The organism is Kurthia sp. 11kri321 (assembly GCF_001534765.1).
GTDB lineage: Bacteria > Bacillota > Bacilli > Bacillales_A > Planococcaceae > Kurthia > Kurthia gibsonii.
In genome coordinates, this window is the sequence record NZ_CP013217.1 from 91616 (window position 1) to 109521 (window position 17906).

19 protein-coding genes and 1 pseudogene are annotated in these 17906 nt (G+C 35.0%); 14 read left to right on the plus strand and 6 right to left on the minus strand.

All coding sequences use genetic code 11. The features are described from left to right. Positions 1–510: 510 nt before the first annotated feature. From ASO14_RS00510 to ASO14_RS00525, 4 genes are all read right to left on the minus strand, one after another. Positions 511–1479 (minus strand): hypothetical protein, encoded by a 969-nt coding sequence (locus ASO14_RS00510; protein WP_156422316.1) that lies wholly within the window; start codon positions 1477–1479, stop codon positions 511–513. Between the two features lie 448 nt (positions 1480–1927). Beyond that, positions 1928–2620 (minus strand): hypothetical protein, encoded by a 693-nt coding sequence (locus ASO14_RS00515; protein ID WP_068450226.1) that lies wholly within the window; start codon positions 2618–2620, stop codon positions 1928–1930. A 5-nt stretch (positions 2621–2625) separates the two neighbouring features. Beyond that, positions 2626–2973 carry a hypothetical protein gene (locus ASO14_RS00520; protein ID WP_068450228.1) on the minus strand — a complete coding sequence of 116 codons (348 nt, stop codon included), beginning with the start codon at positions 2971–2973 and terminating at the stop codon, positions 2626–2628. A 138-nt stretch (positions 2974–3111) separates the two neighbouring features. Continuing rightward, a complete protein-coding gene (locus ASO14_RS00525) occupies positions 3112–3510 on the minus strand; it encodes a S8 family serine peptidase (protein WP_068450229.1) in 399 nt (132 codons plus the stop codon). A gap of 475 nt (positions 3511–3985) precedes the next feature. On the opposite strand from ASO14_RS00525, the gene istA reads away from it, so the two are divergent. From istA to ASO14_RS00590, 14 genes and pseudogenes are all read left to right on the plus strand, one after another. After that, positions 3986–5506 (plus strand): IS21 family transposase, encoded by a 1521-nt coding sequence (gene istA / locus ASO14_RS00530; protein ID WP_442911260.1) that lies wholly within the window; start codon positions 3986–3988, stop codon positions 5504–5506. A gap of 1 nt (position 5507) precedes the next feature. Continuing rightward, a complete protein-coding gene (gene istB / locus ASO14_RS00535) occupies positions 5508–6260 on the plus strand; it encodes an IS21-like element helper ATPase IstB (protein ID WP_068450233.1) in 753 nt (250 codons plus the stop codon). Between the two features lie 99 nt (positions 6261–6359). Continuing rightward, complete coding sequence (locus ASO14_RS15300; RefSeq protein ID WP_013762478.1) at positions 6360–6422, plus strand: tetracycline resistance efflux system leader peptide; 63 nt, start codon at positions 6360–6362, stop codon at positions 6420–6422. A gap of 33 nt (positions 6423–6455) precedes the next feature. Next, on the plus strand, positions 6456–7838 hold the full coding sequence (gene tet(L), locus ASO14_RS00540) for a tetracycline efflux MFS transporter Tet(L) (protein WP_068450235.1): 1383 nt from the start codon (positions 6456–6458) through the stop codon (positions 7836–7838). A 677-nt stretch (positions 7839–8515) separates the two neighbouring features. Further along, on the plus strand, positions 8516–9346 hold the full coding sequence (locus ASO14_RS15265; protein WP_068450237.1) for an ATP-binding protein: 831 nt from the start codon (positions 8516–8518) through the stop codon (positions 9344–9346). Positions 9347–9656: 310 nt separating this feature from the next. Then, the gene (locus ASO14_RS00550) at positions 9657–10151 is read left to right on the plus strand and encodes a VanZ family protein (RefSeq protein ID WP_068450239.1); all 495 of its coding nucleotides are present in this window, start codon (positions 9657–9659) and stop codon (positions 10149–10151) included. A 126-nt stretch (positions 10152–10277) separates the two neighbouring features. Beyond that, complete coding sequence (locus ASO14_RS00555; protein WP_068450241.1) at positions 10278–11330, plus strand: ABC transporter permease; 1053 nt, start codon at positions 10278–10280, stop codon at positions 11328–11330. Then, a complete protein-coding gene (locus tag ASO14_RS00560; RefSeq protein ID WP_068450243.1) occupies positions 11331–12503 on the plus strand; it encodes an ABC transporter permease in 1173 nt (390 codons plus the stop codon). Further along, entirely contained in the window at positions 12500–13189 is a 690-nt protein-coding gene (locus ASO14_RS00565; RefSeq protein ID WP_068450245.1) for an ABC transporter ATP-binding protein, read from the plus strand. The genes ASO14_RS00560 and ASO14_RS00565 overlap by 4 nt, the downstream gene beginning before the upstream one ends. Positions 13190–13246: 57 nt before the next feature. Then, positions 13247–13534 (plus strand): hypothetical protein, encoded by a 288-nt coding sequence (locus tag ASO14_RS00570; RefSeq protein ID WP_068450247.1) that lies wholly within the window; start codon positions 13247–13249, stop codon positions 13532–13534. Between the two features lie 60 nt (positions 13535–13594). Continuing rightward, on the plus strand, positions 13595–14215 hold the full coding sequence (locus tag ASO14_RS00575; RefSeq protein WP_068450249.1) for a hypothetical protein: 621 nt from the start codon (positions 13595–13597) through the stop codon (positions 14213–14215). A 132-nt stretch (positions 14216–14347) separates the two neighbouring features. Further along, complete coding sequence (locus ASO14_RS00580) at positions 14348–15511, plus strand: iron-containing alcohol dehydrogenase (RefSeq protein ID WP_068450250.1); 1164 nt, start codon at positions 14348–14350, stop codon at positions 15509–15511. A 52-nt stretch (positions 15512–15563) separates the two neighbouring features. Next, a pseudogene (locus ASO14_RS00585) lies at positions 15564–15947 on the plus strand (VOC family protein). A gap of 74 nt (positions 15948–16021) precedes the next feature. Continuing rightward, positions 16022–16315: a hypothetical protein gene (locus ASO14_RS00590; RefSeq protein ID WP_068450252.1), complete on the plus strand. Its 294-nt coding sequence runs from the start codon at positions 16022–16024 to the stop codon at positions 16313–16315. A 49-nt stretch (positions 16316–16364) separates the two neighbouring features. Here ASO14_RS00590 and ASO14_RS00595 read toward each other — a convergent pair whose 3' ends face one another. Beyond that, complete coding sequence (locus ASO14_RS00595; RefSeq protein ID WP_068450254.1) at positions 16365–17411, minus strand: Mrp/NBP35 family ATP-binding protein; 1047 nt, start codon at positions 17409–17411, stop codon at positions 16365–16367. An 18-nt stretch (positions 17412–17429) separates the two neighbouring features. Further along, positions 17430–17906 carry a helical membrane plugin domain-containing protein gene (locus ASO14_RS00600; RefSeq protein ID WP_068450256.1) on the minus strand — a complete coding sequence of 159 codons (477 nt, stop codon included), beginning with the start codon at positions 17904–17906 and terminating at the stop codon, positions 17430–17432.

Genomic DNA, 17906 nt, shown 5'->3' on the forward strand with positions numbered 1-17906 from the left:
GCCCTGTTCCTTGCAGCTCTTTTATTTTTCATTTCGAGTGCAACGACACAAAAGGTTTTAGGAATTCCTAACAAGCAAAAATGAAATTTTAGGGATTACCATGGTAATCCCGTAGCTTGCCCTTTTGGGGCGAGCGAAAAAATTTTATGTGGGTTTGCCCGGGCAAACCCGTAGCTTGCCCTCACCAAAAATCGAAAAAAATGTGTGGGCAAATGGTGGACATTCGATTTTTTTTGGTGGGCAAATGGCGGGCAAAGCCCTCAAAAGTGGTGGGCATACGGTGGGCAAATGAAAAAAATCACGCTATCACGAAAATACTAGGCTCTGCCTAGACCATCACGTAAGTGATAGCACATTTCCCTTATGCTCTTTCTCACTAATCGACAAAATGCGTGTTCAAAACAAATTTCAAAAAGTGCAAAATCATTTTTAGAAAAACGGAACCGAAAAATTTATTTTTGTGCGAGAAAAAAACAAAAAGTTGGCGATCCTTTTTTTATTTTGAATTCCCTAGCGATAATATTTTTCTAATTCATTTTCGTAAAAAGCGTGTTTTTCGTTCAACGCATTTTGATATAATTCACCAATTTCTTGGCTCATTTTTTTAGCAGGTGCTGGTGTTAATTTTTCAATTTCGTTGAAAACATACGCTGTTAACTCTTCGTTTAAGCAATGGTTAATAAATCCACGCATGGATTTAATGTGGTCGAGTTTTTTATTTTTACGTGCGTCTAAACAAACCTCAACAACTCGTAATAAGTGTTCAAGCATGATGTCTTTATGTTCTTTCCACACGTCAAACTTCGTAAAGCTGTGTACTTTGCTATAAATCATTTCTGTTACGGCTTTTACATCGGATCTGCGGTTCATTAGGCTGTTGTACATGGCTTGTTTTAATCGACTAATGAATTTTAGTGGCTTAAAGTCCGTTGGATTTTTCACTGGTTGTGTAAGCAGCGTGATTTTTCGTTCTTGCTTAATAGCGATTGATTTAGAAATGGTTTTAAACCCGTATGAATACGTATTTAATAATTTATTTTTAATGGCTTTAATAAAGACAGATTTATGTGGTGACATTTCCATATTTGCGTTTGGTGACTGTGCGACTTCGTCTGATTGCTTGCTACGCTTGAGTTCTTCGCATTCTTTCGCAATTTTTTCGATGTTTGTCCCCACTTTCTCCGTAGGGACATTTTGACATTGGTACGGTTGCCATACATAAATAGATGGGCCCTTTAAATTTGTTTTTGCTGTGCGTGTTTCGAGTGTCACAAGCATACCTAAGTTTTTCGCTTTGGCTACCGCACGTTTGGCTGTACGTAAATCAAAACTAAAGTCGAATTCTTCTTTTGCGACTTTAACAACGGTCTTTAATTTTAGTGTAGCGATTCCTGGCACCTTTACAGAGTGTCTCACAATCGTTTTAAGGGCTTGTAGCTCTTTTCTGCCGAATTCCTTCTTGTGATCCGCTAACCACATCTCAAAGGCTGTATTGAGGTCTTTAGCGGTTGTGACGTTGGCAAATGCCTTATAAGGGGTAGCGTCAGATTTCCGCAGATTTACAACGATAAGGAGTTTTAATAACGTTGGTTAGTAAGATTTTGTTTTTGAGCAATGTTTTGAAACAAATTATCCTCAAAATATAGCCAATTTTAGCAGCATTACTAGGTTGTATCAAAATCCGTCGTTTATAGGACAGTTATTCCTTATCTTTGTTATATCAAGCAGTTTAAAGTAACTATAAGGGCTTAACGTTGTAAATCCGCATTTTTATGACGGGACCCCAACATAAAACGAATTAAGGTAAAATAAAAAATGAGCTCGGTACAATACCGAACTCATTTTTTACAAGATGTTTAAACGAAATAACTGTGTCTAATTTTTAGGGATCACTTCAATTATCTTGCTTTTTTTGTAATCTTATAACTTAATCTCCTAAGTCATATTTTAACTTTGAACTATAATAACTTGTATCAAAATCAAAATTTATTAATTTGTTCAAATCATAACTTTTTTGTTTATAAATTTCCTTCATATATTGTAAGAAAATATAACGACAAGCGTAGAGCTCACTTACATCATCTGTATCCTCTCGTAATTCAACATAGTCAATTTCTTCATCGTAAGTATCATGTGTGATCGCTTCAAATTCTAAATTCGTATGCCACATGAAATCTAAAAAACCTTGTAAAACGGCTTCTTTATAGGTATCTAATGAAAAAGTCGCGATTACTTGTTTTTCATAATGGAATTCTACGGTTTTTTTATGATAAAAAATTGTGATTTTAAAATTATCCATAACATAATCACTCTCATAAAGTACTAAATAAGTATTTCTATCAAGAGATTTATCTTGTGGTAATAAAGTTGAAATTAGAGTAAACCAAAAATTATATAATTCATCTACTTTTGTATCAAACTTATCAAAAAGCAATGGTTCACCATCTACATAGAAAACAACTCTACCTCCAGGATATCCCCCAGATCGTCCAAATGCATAATTAAATACATCTAAATCTTCTAAATCAGTCATTTCGATATAACCTGGATACGTTTGATTTTCATCTAGCTCTTCTTTTTCAGGTGGAATTTTAATGTATGATTTAATTTCAAGTTTCATTTTTCTTACTTCCTTTCAGCAGGATAAAAAGAAGATACGGTCATTGCTCCTTTTGCATCAACTCGTATAGCCATTTTATACGTTACTTTATTTATTTTTTTAGTTATTGTAATGATTGCACCTTTTTTCTTTGATCCGTTCTTTATATTTTTCACATTGGTACTAATCGTTTGTTTCATATAATTGCGAATAGTTTTAATCTTAAGGTTAGGATCGAAGAAGGTCTTTTTTTCTTCTCCTTTCCAATATTTAAGATGATGTTCAACTAAAATATGTTCTAATGTATTAGAGCCCATTTTTCCTACTTTCCCTGTTTTTCCTACTTTAAAGGTATCACCTTTATAATCTTTCAAAGCCTTTTTTGCTTTCTTCTTAGGTTGCCCTTTGTAAGTTTTTCCTGCAATCTTAATTGAATTTTTTGTTAGATTTTTTGCAGCTACTGATGCTACTCCTCTAATAATAACGCCACCAATTGCGATGGCAATTGGAATCTATTTAGCTTGATTAATCAATTCTTTTAATTCTGGAATATCTTTTTTAAATCCAAAACTCATATTAATGATATCTACATCTTGATCGATTGCTTTTTGCAACGCTGTTAATACTTTCTGTTCAGAAACATTAGTACCAGAACTTGTTACCGAATAATCAATAATTGTTATTTTTTTCTGATTATTTTTCTCAATCTTGCTTAATATAGCTTTTAACATGATATCTGCATGAGTATCTGTTGTTTTTTCATAAAATTCTACAATTACTTCACTATATTTTTTTTTTGATAGCCCTGAGTCTAAAAGAGCAATTTTAACATGATTAGGTACTACTACATTTTTGTTATTAAAATAAATTAATAAAGTACCTAAAGAAAAAATAAAAGAAGCAATAACCAATGTGATTCTATTGCAATTATTGGATATGGTTTTAACGGAGATGATGGTCATATAAATGGAATGTTTAGAAGTTTAATAGAAGAGGAAAATAAGGACGTTCATATTTTTCATTATTCTACTGAAAAGATGAATCAATCTTCTCTTCAAAGAATGTATAAAAACAAATTAAGAATAGATTCAACACAACATTTACATGTTCATTTAATCAATCATCAAAGGTACACTAAAGGAGATGGTTGGTTTAAAAATTTATAAAATGATCAATCTTTTTTATAAAAAGTAAATCCGCTTAAATATGAAACCTATATATTTTGATCAATCTTTGTTCAAAATGTGTGGGTTTCTTCTGTAACCGCTAAAATAAAATTAACAGTTTTTGCTCATTTCAATTGAACACTTTTTCACCAATTCAATAGTTTCCTGTAAACTGGAAATATCAGTTTAATAGGAGGCTGTACTAATGGAGGAGAAGCTTGTGTTACATATCGAAATTCATCAATTGCGTGATCGTGGATTAAGGATTGTGCAAATTGCAAAGCGACTAAGAATATCACGTAATACCGTGTATAAATATTTAGATATGTCATTTGAAGATGCAGTAAATGAGTTTAGTCAGACTGGCCGTAAGAAGAAGCTGGATGAATACAAAGATTGGATTGTAGGTTGGTTACTTGAGTTTCCAAACTTAACAGGGGCACAAGTTTTAGATTGGCTACAAGAGAAATACCCTGAAATTGATGTTGGGGAAAGTACAGTTAGACGTTATGTAAATGAAATTCGCGAAATTTATCAAATTGATAAGGTAGATGAACCCCGTGAATACGAAGCGGTCATTGAGCTGCCACCAGGGAAGCAATTACAAGTAGATTGGGGACAAACTATTCAAAAAACATCAGGTGGTAAAGAAGTGAAATTATACTTCGTTGCCTTTGTGTTAGCGCACTCTCGACATAAATTCACTGTGTGGTTAGATCGTCCTTTTACGACAAGAGATACAATAGCCTGTCACGAAAAAGCTTTTCAGTTTTATGGCGGTATAACAGATGAAATTGTGTACGATCAAGACAATTTAATTGCGGTAAGTGAAAATGCAGGCGACCTCATTTTAACAAAGGAATTTCAACAGTATATAAAAGACCGGAAATTTAAAATCTATCTGTGCCGCAAAGCAGATCCCGAATCCAAAGGTAAAATAGAGAGTGTTGTAAAATACGTAAAATATAATTTCGCTAAAAATCGAATTTATACAACACTTGAGGACTGGAATGAGAGGTCTTTAAAATGGTTAGAACGTACCGGGAATTATAAAGTGCACAATACAACAAAAAAGAGACCTTTCGAAGTGTTTCTCCTGGAAAAGCAACACTTAAAAAAAGTCTCTACACCGCTTCCTATATTAGAAAGCAACCATACAGAAATTATAACAAGGAATGTCAACAAGGACAACACAGTCCGGTACACATCGAATCGATATTCCGTTCCACTAGGAACCTATACGAATTATCCAGTCGTACAAATAGTGCCCCAAGGGCAAAAATTAAAAATCTTAGCACCGCATACTGGCGAAATACTTGCGGAACATACCATCAGTTTAGAAAAAGGCAAGTTGATAAAAAATCTAAATCATGGACGTGATCGCTCTAAGTCGCTCGATGAGTTACAACGAAATGTGCTCACTTTATTTCCATATGATGGGGCCGAACAATATATTCAAGATGTTTGTCATACATACGGTCGATATCGTAGAGATCAATTATTGTTATTCCAAAAAATTGCGAAAGAGAATCCCGAATGGTTATCTGCAGCAATACATAAATGTATTCAAGAAAAGTTATACAGCGCAAATGAGTTCCGAGACGTTGTCGCCTATTTTAAGCGTACAAATATCGAACCTGAGCAGCCAATAACTACTGTAAAAGAATCAAAAGAATCGCTAGCAATAGCAGTTCAAACGAGAGATTTAAAAGAATACATTCAACGTATGGGAGGCAAATAATATGAGTAAAAGTGTGGCAGATATCCAACAGGCATTTAAGCAATTACGTTTAGCAGAAACCGCTGAGGGGCTCCCAGAGCTTCTCCGCCAAGCGGAACAAGTATCGTGGACATATTTAGAATTTATTGATGAACTAACAACATTAGAGCTTAGAAGACGAGAAGAAAAGAGTATCGAAAAGCGTTTATCGTGGGCACGTTTCCCATACCATAAGCCGTTGCATATGTTTCAGTTAGAGGAGCAAACAGCGATTACAGAGCGCCAAATGAAACAGCTGCAGGAGTTCCAATGGTTAGAGCAAAGTTACAATTTAATTCTTTTGGAACCACCTGGTGCAGGGAAAACATTATTGGCCGTAGGCTTAGGCATTGAAGCCATTCAAAAAGGCTTTCAAGTCTATTTCATAACAATGGGAGAATTAATTCAGTTATTGAAAACAGAAGAATTTACACATCGCTCACAAATCCAATTAAAACGTTTGAGAGCATCAGATTTAATTATTATTGATGATGTGATGTATATGGCTTTAGATCAACGGGAAGCCACTTTATTCTTTCAACTCGTACATCAGCTATACGAACAAAGTTCGCTAATATTGACATCAAATCGAAGTCCAGAAGAATGGACAGAGTTAGTGGATAACCAAGGGATGATGACTGCTATTTTAGACCGCCTGTTACACAGAGTCGAGGTCATTCATATGAACAATGAAAGTCATCGTTTAAAACATCAACAAAGAATCTTTACCGAATAAAAAGTGTTCATCCTTAATGAGCAAAAAATGTTCAATTTGGGTTGACGGTGACATCTGTATGTGGTAAAATGTTTCAATCAAGATTAGGAGGCATTAATTATGAAGTGCAATGAATGTAACAGGGTTCAATTAAAAGAGGGAAACGTATCATTAGCCCTATAAACTGCGTCTACCCTCATTATTGGAGGGCGAAATGTGAATACGTCTTATTCACAATCAAATTTACGACACAACCAAATTTTAATTTGGCTTTGCGTTCTATCTTTTTTTAGCGTATTAAATGAAATGGTTTTGAACGTCTCATTACCTGATATTGCAAATGATTTTAATAAATCACCGGCGAGTACAAACTGGGTGAACACAGCCTTTATGTTAACCTTTTCTATTGGAACAGCTCTATATGGAAAGCTATCTGATCAGCTAGGCATTAAAAGGTTACTCCTATTTGGGATTATAATAAATTGCTTCGGATCGGTAATTGGGTTTGTTGGACATTCTTTTTTTCCCATACTTATTCTGGCTCGATTTATTCAAGGAGCTGGTGCAGCTGCATTTCCAGCACTCGTGATGGTTGTAGTTGCGCGCTATATTCCAAAGGAAAATAGGGGTAAAGCGTTTGGTCTTATTGGCTCCATAGTAGCTATGGGAGAAGGTATCGGTCCAGCTATTGGTGGAATGATAGCTCATTTTATCCATTGGTCTTATCTTCTGCTCATTCCAATGATGACAATTATCACTGTTCCGTTCCTTATTAAATTGTTGAAAAAAGAAGTAAGGATAAAAGGTCATTTTGATATTGTAGGAATTATACTAATGTCAGTGGGCATTGTATTTTTTATGCTGTTTACAACATCTTATAACATTTCTTTTCTGATCATCAGTATTCTGTCATTCCTGATATTTGTAAAACATATTAGGAAAGTAACAGAACCTTTTGTTGAACCTGCACTGGGGAAAAATATTTCTTTTATAATTGGTGTCCTTTGTGGAGGACTTATATTTGGTACAGTAGCAGGGTTTATCTCTATGGTTCCTTACATGATGAAAGATGTACATCAACTAAGTACTGCTGCAATTGGCAGTGTGATTATTTTCCCTGGAACAATGAGCGTTATTATCTTCGGTTACATTGGTGGATTACTTGTTGATAGAAAAGGTCCATTGTACGTGTTAACCATTGGAGTTACATTTCTTTCCGTTAGCTTTTTAATTGCTGCCTTTTTTTTAGAAGTAACACCATGGTTACTGACAATTATATTAGTTTTTGTTTTTGGTGGGCTGTCATTCACCAAAACAGTTATATCTACAATTGTTTCAAGTAGTTTGAAACAAAAGGAAGCTGGTGCCGGAATGAGTTTGCTTAATTTTACCAGTTTTTTATCAGAGGGAATAGGTATTGCAATTGTTGGTGGTTTATTATCTGTACGCTTACTGAATCAGAAGTTGCTACCTATGGACCTTGATCAATCCACTTATTTGTATAGTAATATGCTATTCCTTTTTACAGGAGTCGTTGTCACTAGTTGGCTGATCACCTTGAATGTATATAAACGAAGACAAATTCAATTTAAAAGTTGAATACCAGAGATAAATTAAATGACTTCTAGCTTTCTTAAGCAATCGGGCGCGATTGTTGAGCAACATACTTTATGTATTGTTTATTAGAATGAAAATTGCTAGATGACGTTTAGAATGAGCGATTGACGCTAAATTTCATATATGATACATTAATTTCATATTTGATTTACGACTTTTATGATGCTCAGCCAAACGGTAGAGCAATTTTTAAACACTTTCTTAATGAGTGTTCTAACGATCCTTATAGGGACTCGTCTGAACTTTTATTTGAGAAAGTGTTTTTTTTGTCGTTCTCAAATATTTAACTAAAAGGATGGTTGCACTATCCAATCCTTGAACGTTCTACTAATAGCAACCGCTTCTTGATTTATCGTATTAATCATCAAGCAATTTTTAGAGGTTTCGTTCAAGAGAAAAAGTAAAGGAGGAACTATATGTATTTTTTTACTGAAGTCTTGTCTTTAAAGTCCTGCTAGAGCAGGTTATAAGTAGTCGTTGATTACTTTCTCTCATTGACGCAAGAGACAACAGGGCACGGAAATGCTTTGTTGATGTAAAAGGAATAAGTGAGGAGTAAACTGACCACTTAGAGCCAGTTGAGAAATTTCGTCACTTTCAACACACGATTTATTCTTATCCTTTTTCGTTTGTGAAAACAATCGAAAAGGGTTAGGGCAATGACTGAAGAACTAACAGTAAAAGAAGTATTTTCATTACTTGTAGAGAATGAATTACAAACTAAGAAAGACGTAGTAACTTTAGCACCAACATATGATTCAAAGAAAATTAGTATTGTTTCTCTGTTCAGCGGATGCGGAGGTTTTGAACTAGGCTTTGAATGGGCAGGTATTGAAGCGAATCTAGGAAGAAATATAGACATTCGGGAAAAAGAACAATTTACTTCTTTAAGAAGTAAAAGTTTATTTAAGACGGTATATGCTTTAGATTTTTTTAAAGAAGCCATAGAGACATATACAAACTACTTTCCAGAAACGACTATTCAAAATGCTAATATTCGGCATCTACAATCTTTTCCTGAAGCGGATATATACTCTTTTGGTTTTCCTTGTCCAGGGTTTAGTGCTGCTGGTCCTAGGAATTTAAAAGCCGTAGGCTTAGGCATTGAAGCCATTCAAAAAGGCTTTCAAGTCTATTTCATAACAATGGGAGAATTAATTCAGTTATTGAAAACAGAAGAATTTACACATCGCTCACAAATCCAATTAAAACGTTTGAGAGCATCAGATTTAATTATTATTGATGATGTGATGTATATGGCTTTAGATCAACGGGAAGCCACTTTATTCTTTCAACTCGTACATCAGCTATACGAACAAAGTTCGCTAATATTGACATCAAATCGAAGTCCAGAAGAATGGACAGAGTTAGTGGATAACCAAGGGATGATGACTGCTATTTTAGACCGCCTGTTACACAGAGTCGAGGTCATTCATATGAACAATGAAAGTCATCGTTTAAAACATCAACAAAGAATCTTTACCGAATAAAAAGTGTTCATCCTTAATGAGCAAAAAATGTTCAATTTGGGTTGACGGTGACACCTTCTATCTATAAAATGAACATTCTATAAAATTAACATTTGCAGCATACTTTTAATCAAACTTTATTCCAAACCAACATTATAGAACTAAGCATTTAAAATAGAATTTGATTTAACCCTACCTACATGGATATTTTGTGCATATAGGTAGGGTTTATTTTTGAATAAAACAGATTTTTTCTATATAACCCTTTTTATGGTAACTTTGTCATTTGTGAAGCGTTCTATTGTATAGACAAAAGATAAAGAGGTGTAAGATGCAAAAATCAATGAAGGGGATTTTATGGGGGATTTTTCTGCTCTATTTACTATTGTTAACGTATCAATTACTGATGAAATATTATAGTATCAGTCAGATTGGGCGCTTATTGTTGTTTCAAGAGGAGGGGCTATTCTTTTTGAAAGAAGTGAATCTTGTGCCTTTCCATACGATTCAATCGTACGTACAAATAGAGGGAACAACATTTTTGAGTGCGATGCGTAATCTTATTGGGAATGTTATTGGTTTTGTACCATTTGGCTTCTTTGCGGGACTGCTCATTTTCAAGCGTCCAACATGGTTGAAGGTGATTGGGGCAACTTTTATGTGTAGTTTATTCTATGAAACAGTCCAATATATTTTCACGCTCGGATTATTTGATGTGGATGATTTACTATTAAATACGCTTGGTGGAGCAATCGGATATGGGTGCTACTGGATTATGAAGCGATATTTAGAGAGATTGAAAAGAAATCGGATAACAACTGTCTGAGACCCAAACATGATGCGAAAGAAATAGTATATATAAGTAAAAAGATGCTTTTTTCAGTGAATGATAGAAGTGGTTAATTTTGTATGATAACCTTTTATAAGGAAATTATATGAAGGGAGTATGTATGTGTCATTAAAGTACATACATAATCAGATTATGCCTTATCAAAAATCGTTTTACTTATTTATTTATTATATTGTTTTTACCGTATTTGTTTGTTTAGTTTTTTCTTCACTTGCTACTTCTTTTGAGAATAGCGGGAAGTTAGAAGATGACTTAACCGAACAAAGTTTTCAATTAACTGTTACAAAAGAGCAAAGTCCAAGCGTTACGGTGAAAGAATGGTTAGATACCGTTCGCAAAAAGGATGACTCTTTTTTAGTGATGAAGCGCGATGCTTCGTATGTTAGTAAGGAAATCTTTCTTCAAAACTATCCTTTCCGATTAGCAAGTGATAAAAAAATCGAGGGGTTACCTAATCAAAGTGCTTTCGTCGATGAAAGTTATAAACAAAATTTTAATGAAGATTCAGGTAAACCCTCTCTTCGTGCTTTTGGGAAGGTCTACACAGTGTATGCAACATTTAATAACCCAAATGATAGTTTGCGCATGAATAGTACGATTTACTACACGATGAATCAGAAGGCGAAGTTTGAAGGAGATTTTTTAATAGATGGAATCGAAAAAAAGAAATTACAAGAGGTTGTACATACATTTCAAATGCAACATGAAGGCGTAGATTTGGAACTTACATCGAATCAATTATCTCTAATGGAACGTATAACATTTGTCTTTAAAGAACAAATGATTTTACTAATTGTATTGATGCTGACACTTATTTTAATTTTGATTAATACCATTGCGACGATTATTACATGGATTGAGTCACGTAAAGAAGAAATTCATATTCGTTATATGGTTGGTGGCAGCTACCAAAGGATTCAATGGGGATTATTAAAAGATTATTGGTTTATTATTTTCAGTAGCTTTATCATCGGGACAATCATTGCGTATGCAATTTATCAGATTCAGCTATTTGATACATTAATTCATACGTTTCGCTTTGATGCGGTACTCTATACATTCATTTTCTGTTTTGTATTAGGTACGAGTATTGCATATCCAAGTATTCGTTATTACTATCAAACGCATATTGTGAAAAAGGAGCGAAAACGATAGATGAAGCAAATACAATTTGCCTTAGAAGATTTGTGGAAGCGTAAATGGCTCTCTCTATTATTATGGCTACAGTGTATTCTTTTACTTTTCATTGCGAATTTTGTTATTGAAAACATCAAAGATTTATCCAATATGAAACAAGAAGTGAATCGCTTAACAAAGTCAGAGCCAATTTACTATTTCTACGATTTAACAACGGAAAAACAGTTAGATCAGACGTTGAATCAGCCAAAACATTTAGATGATTATAAAGCAATTTATAAAAAAATTTATGAGAAGAAAGATAGTCGAGCCTTTTCATTATATACAACAACATATCCATTTGACTTACAGTATTTCGAACCTAATTTACGTGATGTCATTGTGGAGGGACATCAAGTCTATATTGATGTTTTACCTTTTGCAAATGCTTCATTTTATGATTTTGCGCAATTGAAGTTATCGCAGGGAAGATACTTTCATCAGGATGAAATTCAAACGACAAAGCAACCTATTCCGGTTGTTATTGGTTCAGGATTAGCAGCGTCACTACAAGTGGGTAGTGAATTTACGAGTGATGAGGAACATTATCGTGTTATTGGTATTCTACAAGAGAATATGAGTTATATTAATCTCGCTGCATCAAAAGATTTTATCTCATTGGATTATGCAATCTTACTGCCAACACCTGTATTAGAGGATAATACAGATTATTATGCGCTATTAAGTGGGACGATGATTCCAACTTCAAATGAACAAGAGATACGTGATACGATGGCATTTATTCAAAATCAGGGGCATGTCTCTTTTGTTTATCGAGATTTAAGTAAGCAGATGCCTTATGTAATGGAAGATAAGAAAAAGTGGATTCAAATGCAGTTGATGCTTACGATTTTAATTAGTATTTTCACATTGATTAGCATTACCGTATCGTATTTACAATTTATTCGAAAATACATGTTTGAGCTAGGTGTACATATTTTAACAGGTGCAACGAAAAATCAAATTATCTTCCGTTTATGTAGCCAGCTTATTATATTATTTGCACTTGCCAATAGTGTCGTATTTATGATTCTTCATCGATTCCAAATCTCAATCATGATGACGGTGATTTCTTGTATGATTTTATGGATTGTACCCATCATTCGTATTCGAAAAATGAAAATTGATCAAATGCTAAGGAGAAAATCATGAGGAAATTAATAGAAGTGAAACATTTATCAAAGAGTTATCGCATCTCATCAAAAGAGCAAGTTCAAGCTTTGCAAGATGTGAACTTCACCATTCATGAAGGAGAAATGATTGCAATTGTTGGAACATCTGGTTCTGGTAAATCTACATTGTTACGTATTTTAGGGTGTATTGATTCACAAACAACAGGTCATTATCATCTGAATGGTTTTGATATTGAGGGGAAAACGGATCAAGAATTAGCGCACATACGAAATCAATCGATTGGCTTTGTAATGCAAGACTTTTCATTAATTGAGGACTACTCTGTGAAAAAGAACGTGTTATTGCCACTTACGTATGAAAAGAATAAAGAAAAGAGACAACAACAAAAACAACATTTATTACCATTGCTTCAAAAGCTCAATATAGCGAGTAAAGAGAATCAAAAAGTAACTTCTTTATCTGGTGGACAAAAACAGCGTGTCGCGATTGCACGTGCATTAATTAATAATCCAGCTATTTTATTAGCTGATGAACCAACAGGTGCTTTAGATCAAAAGACTTCTAAAGAAATCATGAACATTTTACATGAACTTCATGCAGAAGGAAAAACGATTATTATTGTGACACATGACTTACAAATCGCTGAACAATGTCAGCGCATTTTTAGAATTGAAGACGGTCTATTAAATGAAGTCTATTCTTAAAATTGGAACAATCTAACATATGAAACGTCATGTATGTTTCATAAGGAGGGATTGTTCATGGAGATGATTTTTTTAAGTATAGCCCTTGTTGCAACAGTAATCAGGCTTTTACAGTTTAAGAGAGGTTATATAGCAATGTGGGTTGCGCTTTCAGCAACTGCGTTGACTCTGTGTTCGTTTATAACGATGATTGTAGATTGGATCAGTCACAATGATATGAGCGCCTTAGCGGATGTAGTTCCGACTATGCATATAGTGTGTTGGATTTTTACGGTGTGTATGATTGTACTAAATGTATTACCACTCGTTCTAAAAAAGAAAAATCAAGTGAAGTATGAATCATGAGGGTAGGTTGAAAAGGACGCATTCCTTTAAAAGTACCAATAAAAATAAAGGAGTTATGTAATGGATTATCCATCTATGACACCAACGTTTAATATAAAACCCTTTGAAGAGATGAATAAAAAAGAAGCGAAACAATATTTTGAATGGTATGTATCACAAATACCAGAACGAATGGCGATTTTAAAGCAAGTGTCAAACGGACAAATTCTGCTTGATTACTCTAAAGAGTCATTGATTCCTCTTTTTACATGGTTTCTATCAACTATTACGATTGATCAACTATCTGAAGAAGAGATTGAAGCAAAACTAGAAGATTTGCGTCAATATCCTGATTTCGCTTTTGAAGATGCAAAAGAACGACTTCTTGCAAATACAGTGGAATTAAAGAAAGAAGATTATGCTTTAGCAAGGGATATTGCGATTTATTATGGTGAAACACTTATTAAGAATTACCCTCAAGTACATTGGACATACCTTACTAAACCTAAATCACATATCTACTTAAATGAGCCTATTCTCGATGTTACAGATGATATTGGATTTCTAAAAAGAAATCCTAACAATTTACTAATGGTACTGATCGAATATATAAAAGAAAACGATATACAAAACACTACACTATATGAAATGTTTTTAATGGATGTTGATAGCATTCTTGGTAAAGATCTTGATGATGAATAAAATTATCCCTTCAACTCTAGAGAATGTATTACCACTCGTTTTAAAAAAATGAGCTAATTAATTGTATCCATGCGTTAAAAAATGTAAGCTAAGTACATTCAAAGTGATAGCTGAATCCAAGGAGGAACATGCATGGAAAATTTTAAGTATCAAAACCCAACGAAAATTGTTTTTGGTAAGGGGCAAATTCAGTCATTAGATCAAGAAATACCAACGGATGCAAAACGCGTTCTTCTATTATATGGCGGCGGTAGTATTAAAAAGAATGGTGTTTATAATGAAGTAATAAAACATCTACAAGCTGCAGGTAAAGAAGTAGTTGAGCTTGCTGGTGTAGAACCAAATCCACGTCTGACAACTGTTCAAAAGGGGATTGATCTTGTAAAAGAGCATGAACTTGATTTTATTTTAGCTGTTGGTGGCGGTAGTGTTATTGACTGTGCAAAAGGAATCGCAGCGGGTTCGCATTATGACGGGAATGTGTGGGAGCTTGTAACGAAAAAAGCATTCACACAATCAGCTGTGCCAATTGGAACGGTATTAACGATTGCGGCGACAGGTTCTGAAATGAATGGTAGTGGCGTTATTACAAACTGGGAAGAGAATGATAAGCGTTCATTCGGTTCGATTCATACGTATCCGAAATTCAGTATTTTAGATCCTGAATTGACGTATTCTGTACCATTGAATCAAACAATTTACGGTATTGTCGATACGATGTCGCATGTATTCGAGCAATATTTCAATGCGTCAACGAACACACCACTACAAGACCGTTTTGGCGAGTCGATTTTACGTACAGTACTTGAAGTAGGTCCAAAACTTGTGAAGGATTTACATTCATACGAATATCGTGAAGTAATGATGTTAAACAGTACATTCGCATTGAATGGTGTCTTATCAATGGGTGTGAAAACAGACTGGGCGACACATATGATTGAACATGCAGTTTCTGCTGTGTATGATATTCCACATGGTGGCGGTTTAGCGATTCTATTCCCTTCTTGGATGTCATTCGTTAGCGAACAAAAACCTGAAAAAGTGGCGCAACTAGGTAAGAATGTCTTTGATTTAGATGCGACAGGGAAGACAGATGCGGAGCTTGCGAAAGAAACGATTGCGGCTTTACAAGAATTCTGGACTTCAATTGGTGCGCCAACAAAATTAGCTGATTTTGATATTGATGATGCACAGCTTGATTTAATGGCAGAGCGTTCAATGGTTGCTGAAAAAATCGGTAGCTATGTGCCACTATCAAAAGAAGACGTAAAAGAAATTTTAAAACGTTCATTATAACAGAGGAGGCTAAGGAGGAATCCTTAGTCTTTTTTTATAGGAGGAAATCGAGATGAAAAAATCGATTGTACATGTCGTACTTGTCGTAAAAGATTATGATGAGGCGATTGCATTTTATACAAAAAAACTGCATTTTACATTGGTAGAAGATATAGAACAACCAGAGCAGAATAAGCGCTGGTCGGTTGTATCATCACCTAATTCGAATGAAAAACAGCAAGCTTTTATCGGATGACAGTCGGGTGGACGCGTCTTTTTATTTTTACAAACGGATGATTTTGAGCGTGATGTACGTGATATGTACGAAAAGGGGATTGAGTTTGTAAGAGAGCCACAGACGCAACCGTACGGAAAAGTAGCTGTGTTTTCAGACTTATACGGAAACTTATGGGACTTAATTGAGTTTGTTGAGGGGCATCCACTTAAACAGCAGTGAGAGCAGATTTCTCAATCGAAAAATAGTATAATATTTAAATAGGAAGAAACTCGATTGAAAAGGATGTTTTTAGTATGGATGAGCAGTTAAAACTATGGATTAAACAGTTCCAACAAGATAAAGATGCGGATGCATTAGGTAATTTAAAAGAGCATTGTGCACATATGATTGAACCACTCATTGTGGAGTTTACAGAGAAGTACGGAGAGGAAGCGGGCGTGCTGTTACGTTCAAAATGGGATAAGCGCTTCTTCTTTATCTTTTCAAAATATCAATTGAATGTAGGACTATCACTTGAGAGTTTTGTTCAAAACACATATCGCTTTTACTTCATGCAAGTGTTGCGAAAAGCAGGGTACATTCAATAATAAAAAACAGGTTGGAAGCATAGTGTATATGTTCCAACCTGTTTTTAAATTAGCTATAAATGATGTCTTCTGCAAGGTTTGTGAATACTTCACCTACGACAGAGTCTTCATCGTAAATCGATGAGCCAAGATTTTCTTCTGGTTTTGCGAATGGTACGCGTGCGATAACCTCACATTTTAGTGAGCGTGCAAGGTTGTCGCCGCCACCTTGACCTAGAATATAGTTCTTCTGACCATCTGGTGTTTCAAAGTATGCCATGTTTTCAACGACACCTAACACTTCATGTTTTGTATGAATGGCCATCATACCTGCACGAGAGGCAACGTATGATGCGGTGTTATGTGGTGTTGTGACGATGATTTCTTTTGCTTGTGGAATCATCGCCGCGACATCGATTGCGACATCTCCTGTTCCTGGTGGTAGGTCAATTAGTAAATAATCGAGTTCGCCCCAATGTGTGTTTACAAGGAAGTTACGAATCCATTTATTTAGCATTGGTCCACGCCACATCACAGGTTGATTGTCTTTTGTATAGAAGCCCATCGACATAATTTTAACACCTGCTACTTCTACAGGAATCGCTGTTTGGTCAATCATCGTCGGTTTTTGCTGTGTACGCATCATAGCTGGAATACTAAAGCCATAAATATCAGCGTCCACAATCCCAACACGTTTGCCAAGTCTCGCAAGTGCAGTAGCTAGGTTAATCGTTACGGTTGATTTACCTACGCCACCTTTACCACTTGTGATGGCGATAAATTGTACACCTGAATCGGGTTCTAACATTTTCGGCATACCTTGCTTGTTGACGTTTTGTGTTTTTAACGAAGCAGTTAAAGCCATGCGTTCTTCATCGGTCATTGTACCGAATTGTAATGCTACTTCTGTTGCGCCGATTGCTTTTAATGCATCTTCCACGTCTTGTTGGATTTTAGCTTTTAGCGGACAACCTTTAATTGTTAGCACTACTTCTAACGAAACATGCGTACCATCAATTTGAACATTGCGTACCATGTTTAGTTCGACAACGCTTTTATGAAGTTCAGGATCTTGCACGTCTTTTAATGCATTCACCACATTTTCTTTTGTTAACATACGGGGTATACCACCTTACTATTTTAAATTACTGCCAAGCCCTTTAAGGAAATGGATACCGAAATTCATCGCGCGATTGACATCTGGATCGTTCATCATTTTGATGAGTTTTAGTTTGCTGATTTTATCTTGTTCAGCGATTGCTTTATTCGCTTCGTCCACGCCACTCATCAAACCTGCTACTAACTTTGTTGTAACAGCAGGATCTAAAGAGGCAAGTGCCCCTGCAGCGCCCATCATATTATTGATGATGTTCGTTACAGGTTTACTTGTTAATTGACCTAATGCGATATTTGCTACGTCTTCTTTTGCTTCAAGCATTTTGTTTGCTGCGTCTAAAGCGCCGATTGAATCAAGTTCACCAATCAATTGCATGATTTGTTGAATGGCACTGTCGCTTTCGCTCACTAATTGCTTTAAGTTTTCTAGCTTTTGTTCTGTTACTTGTTCTTCTGTTAGAACTTGTTTTTTAATCGTATTAATTGGTGCAGCCAT

What these genes read in the sequence shown, in the direction of transcription:
- ASO14_RS00510 (WP_156422316.1), bottom strand. Translation starts at nt 1,479, where the DNA reads ATGTGGTTAGCGGATCACAAGAAGGAATTCGGCAGAAAAGAGCTACAA.
- ASO14_RS00515 (WP_068450226.1), bottom strand. Translation starts at nt 2,620, where the DNA reads ATGAAACTTGAAATTAAATCATACATTAAAATTCCACCTGAAAAAGAA.
- istB (WP_068450233.1), top strand. Translation starts at nt 5,508, where the DNA reads ATGAGTAAAAGTGTGGCAGATATCCAACAGGCATTTAAGCAATTACGT.
- ASO14_RS15265 (WP_068450237.1), top strand. Translation starts at nt 8,516, where the DNA reads ATGACTGAAGAACTAACAGTAAAAGAAGTATTTTCATTACTTGTAGAG.
- ASO14_RS00550 (WP_068450239.1), top strand. Translation starts at nt 9,657, where the DNA reads ATGCAAAAATCAATGAAGGGGATTTTATGGGGGATTTTTCTGCTCTAT.
- ASO14_RS00560 (WP_068450243.1), top strand. Translation starts at nt 11,331, where the DNA reads ATGAAGCAAATACAATTTGCCTTAGAAGATTTGTGGAAGCGTAAATGG.
- ASO14_RS00565 (WP_068450245.1), top strand. Translation starts at nt 12,500, where the DNA reads ATGAGGAAATTAATAGAAGTGAAACATTTATCAAAGAGTTATCGCATC.
- ASO14_RS00570 (WP_068450247.1), top strand. Translation starts at nt 13,247, where the DNA reads ATGGAGATGATTTTTTTAAGTATAGCCCTTGTTGCAACAGTAATCAGG.
- ASO14_RS00575 (WP_068450249.1), top strand. Translation starts at nt 13,595, where the DNA reads ATGGATTATCCATCTATGACACCAACGTTTAATATAAAACCCTTTGAA.
- ASO14_RS00580 (WP_068450250.1), top strand. Translation starts at nt 14,348, where the DNA reads ATGGAAAATTTTAAGTATCAAAACCCAACGAAAATTGTTTTTGGTAAG.
- ASO14_RS00590 (WP_068450252.1), top strand. Translation starts at nt 16,022, where the DNA reads ATGGATGAGCAGTTAAAACTATGGATTAAACAGTTCCAACAAGATAAA.
- ASO14_RS00595 (WP_068450254.1), bottom strand. Translation starts at nt 17,411, where the DNA reads ATGTTAACAAAAGAAAATGTGGTGAATGCATTAAAAGACGTGCAAGAT.
- ASO14_RS00600 (WP_068450256.1), bottom strand. Translation starts at nt 17,906, where the DNA reads ATGGCTGCACCAATTAATACGATTAAAAAACAAGTTCTAACAGAAGAA.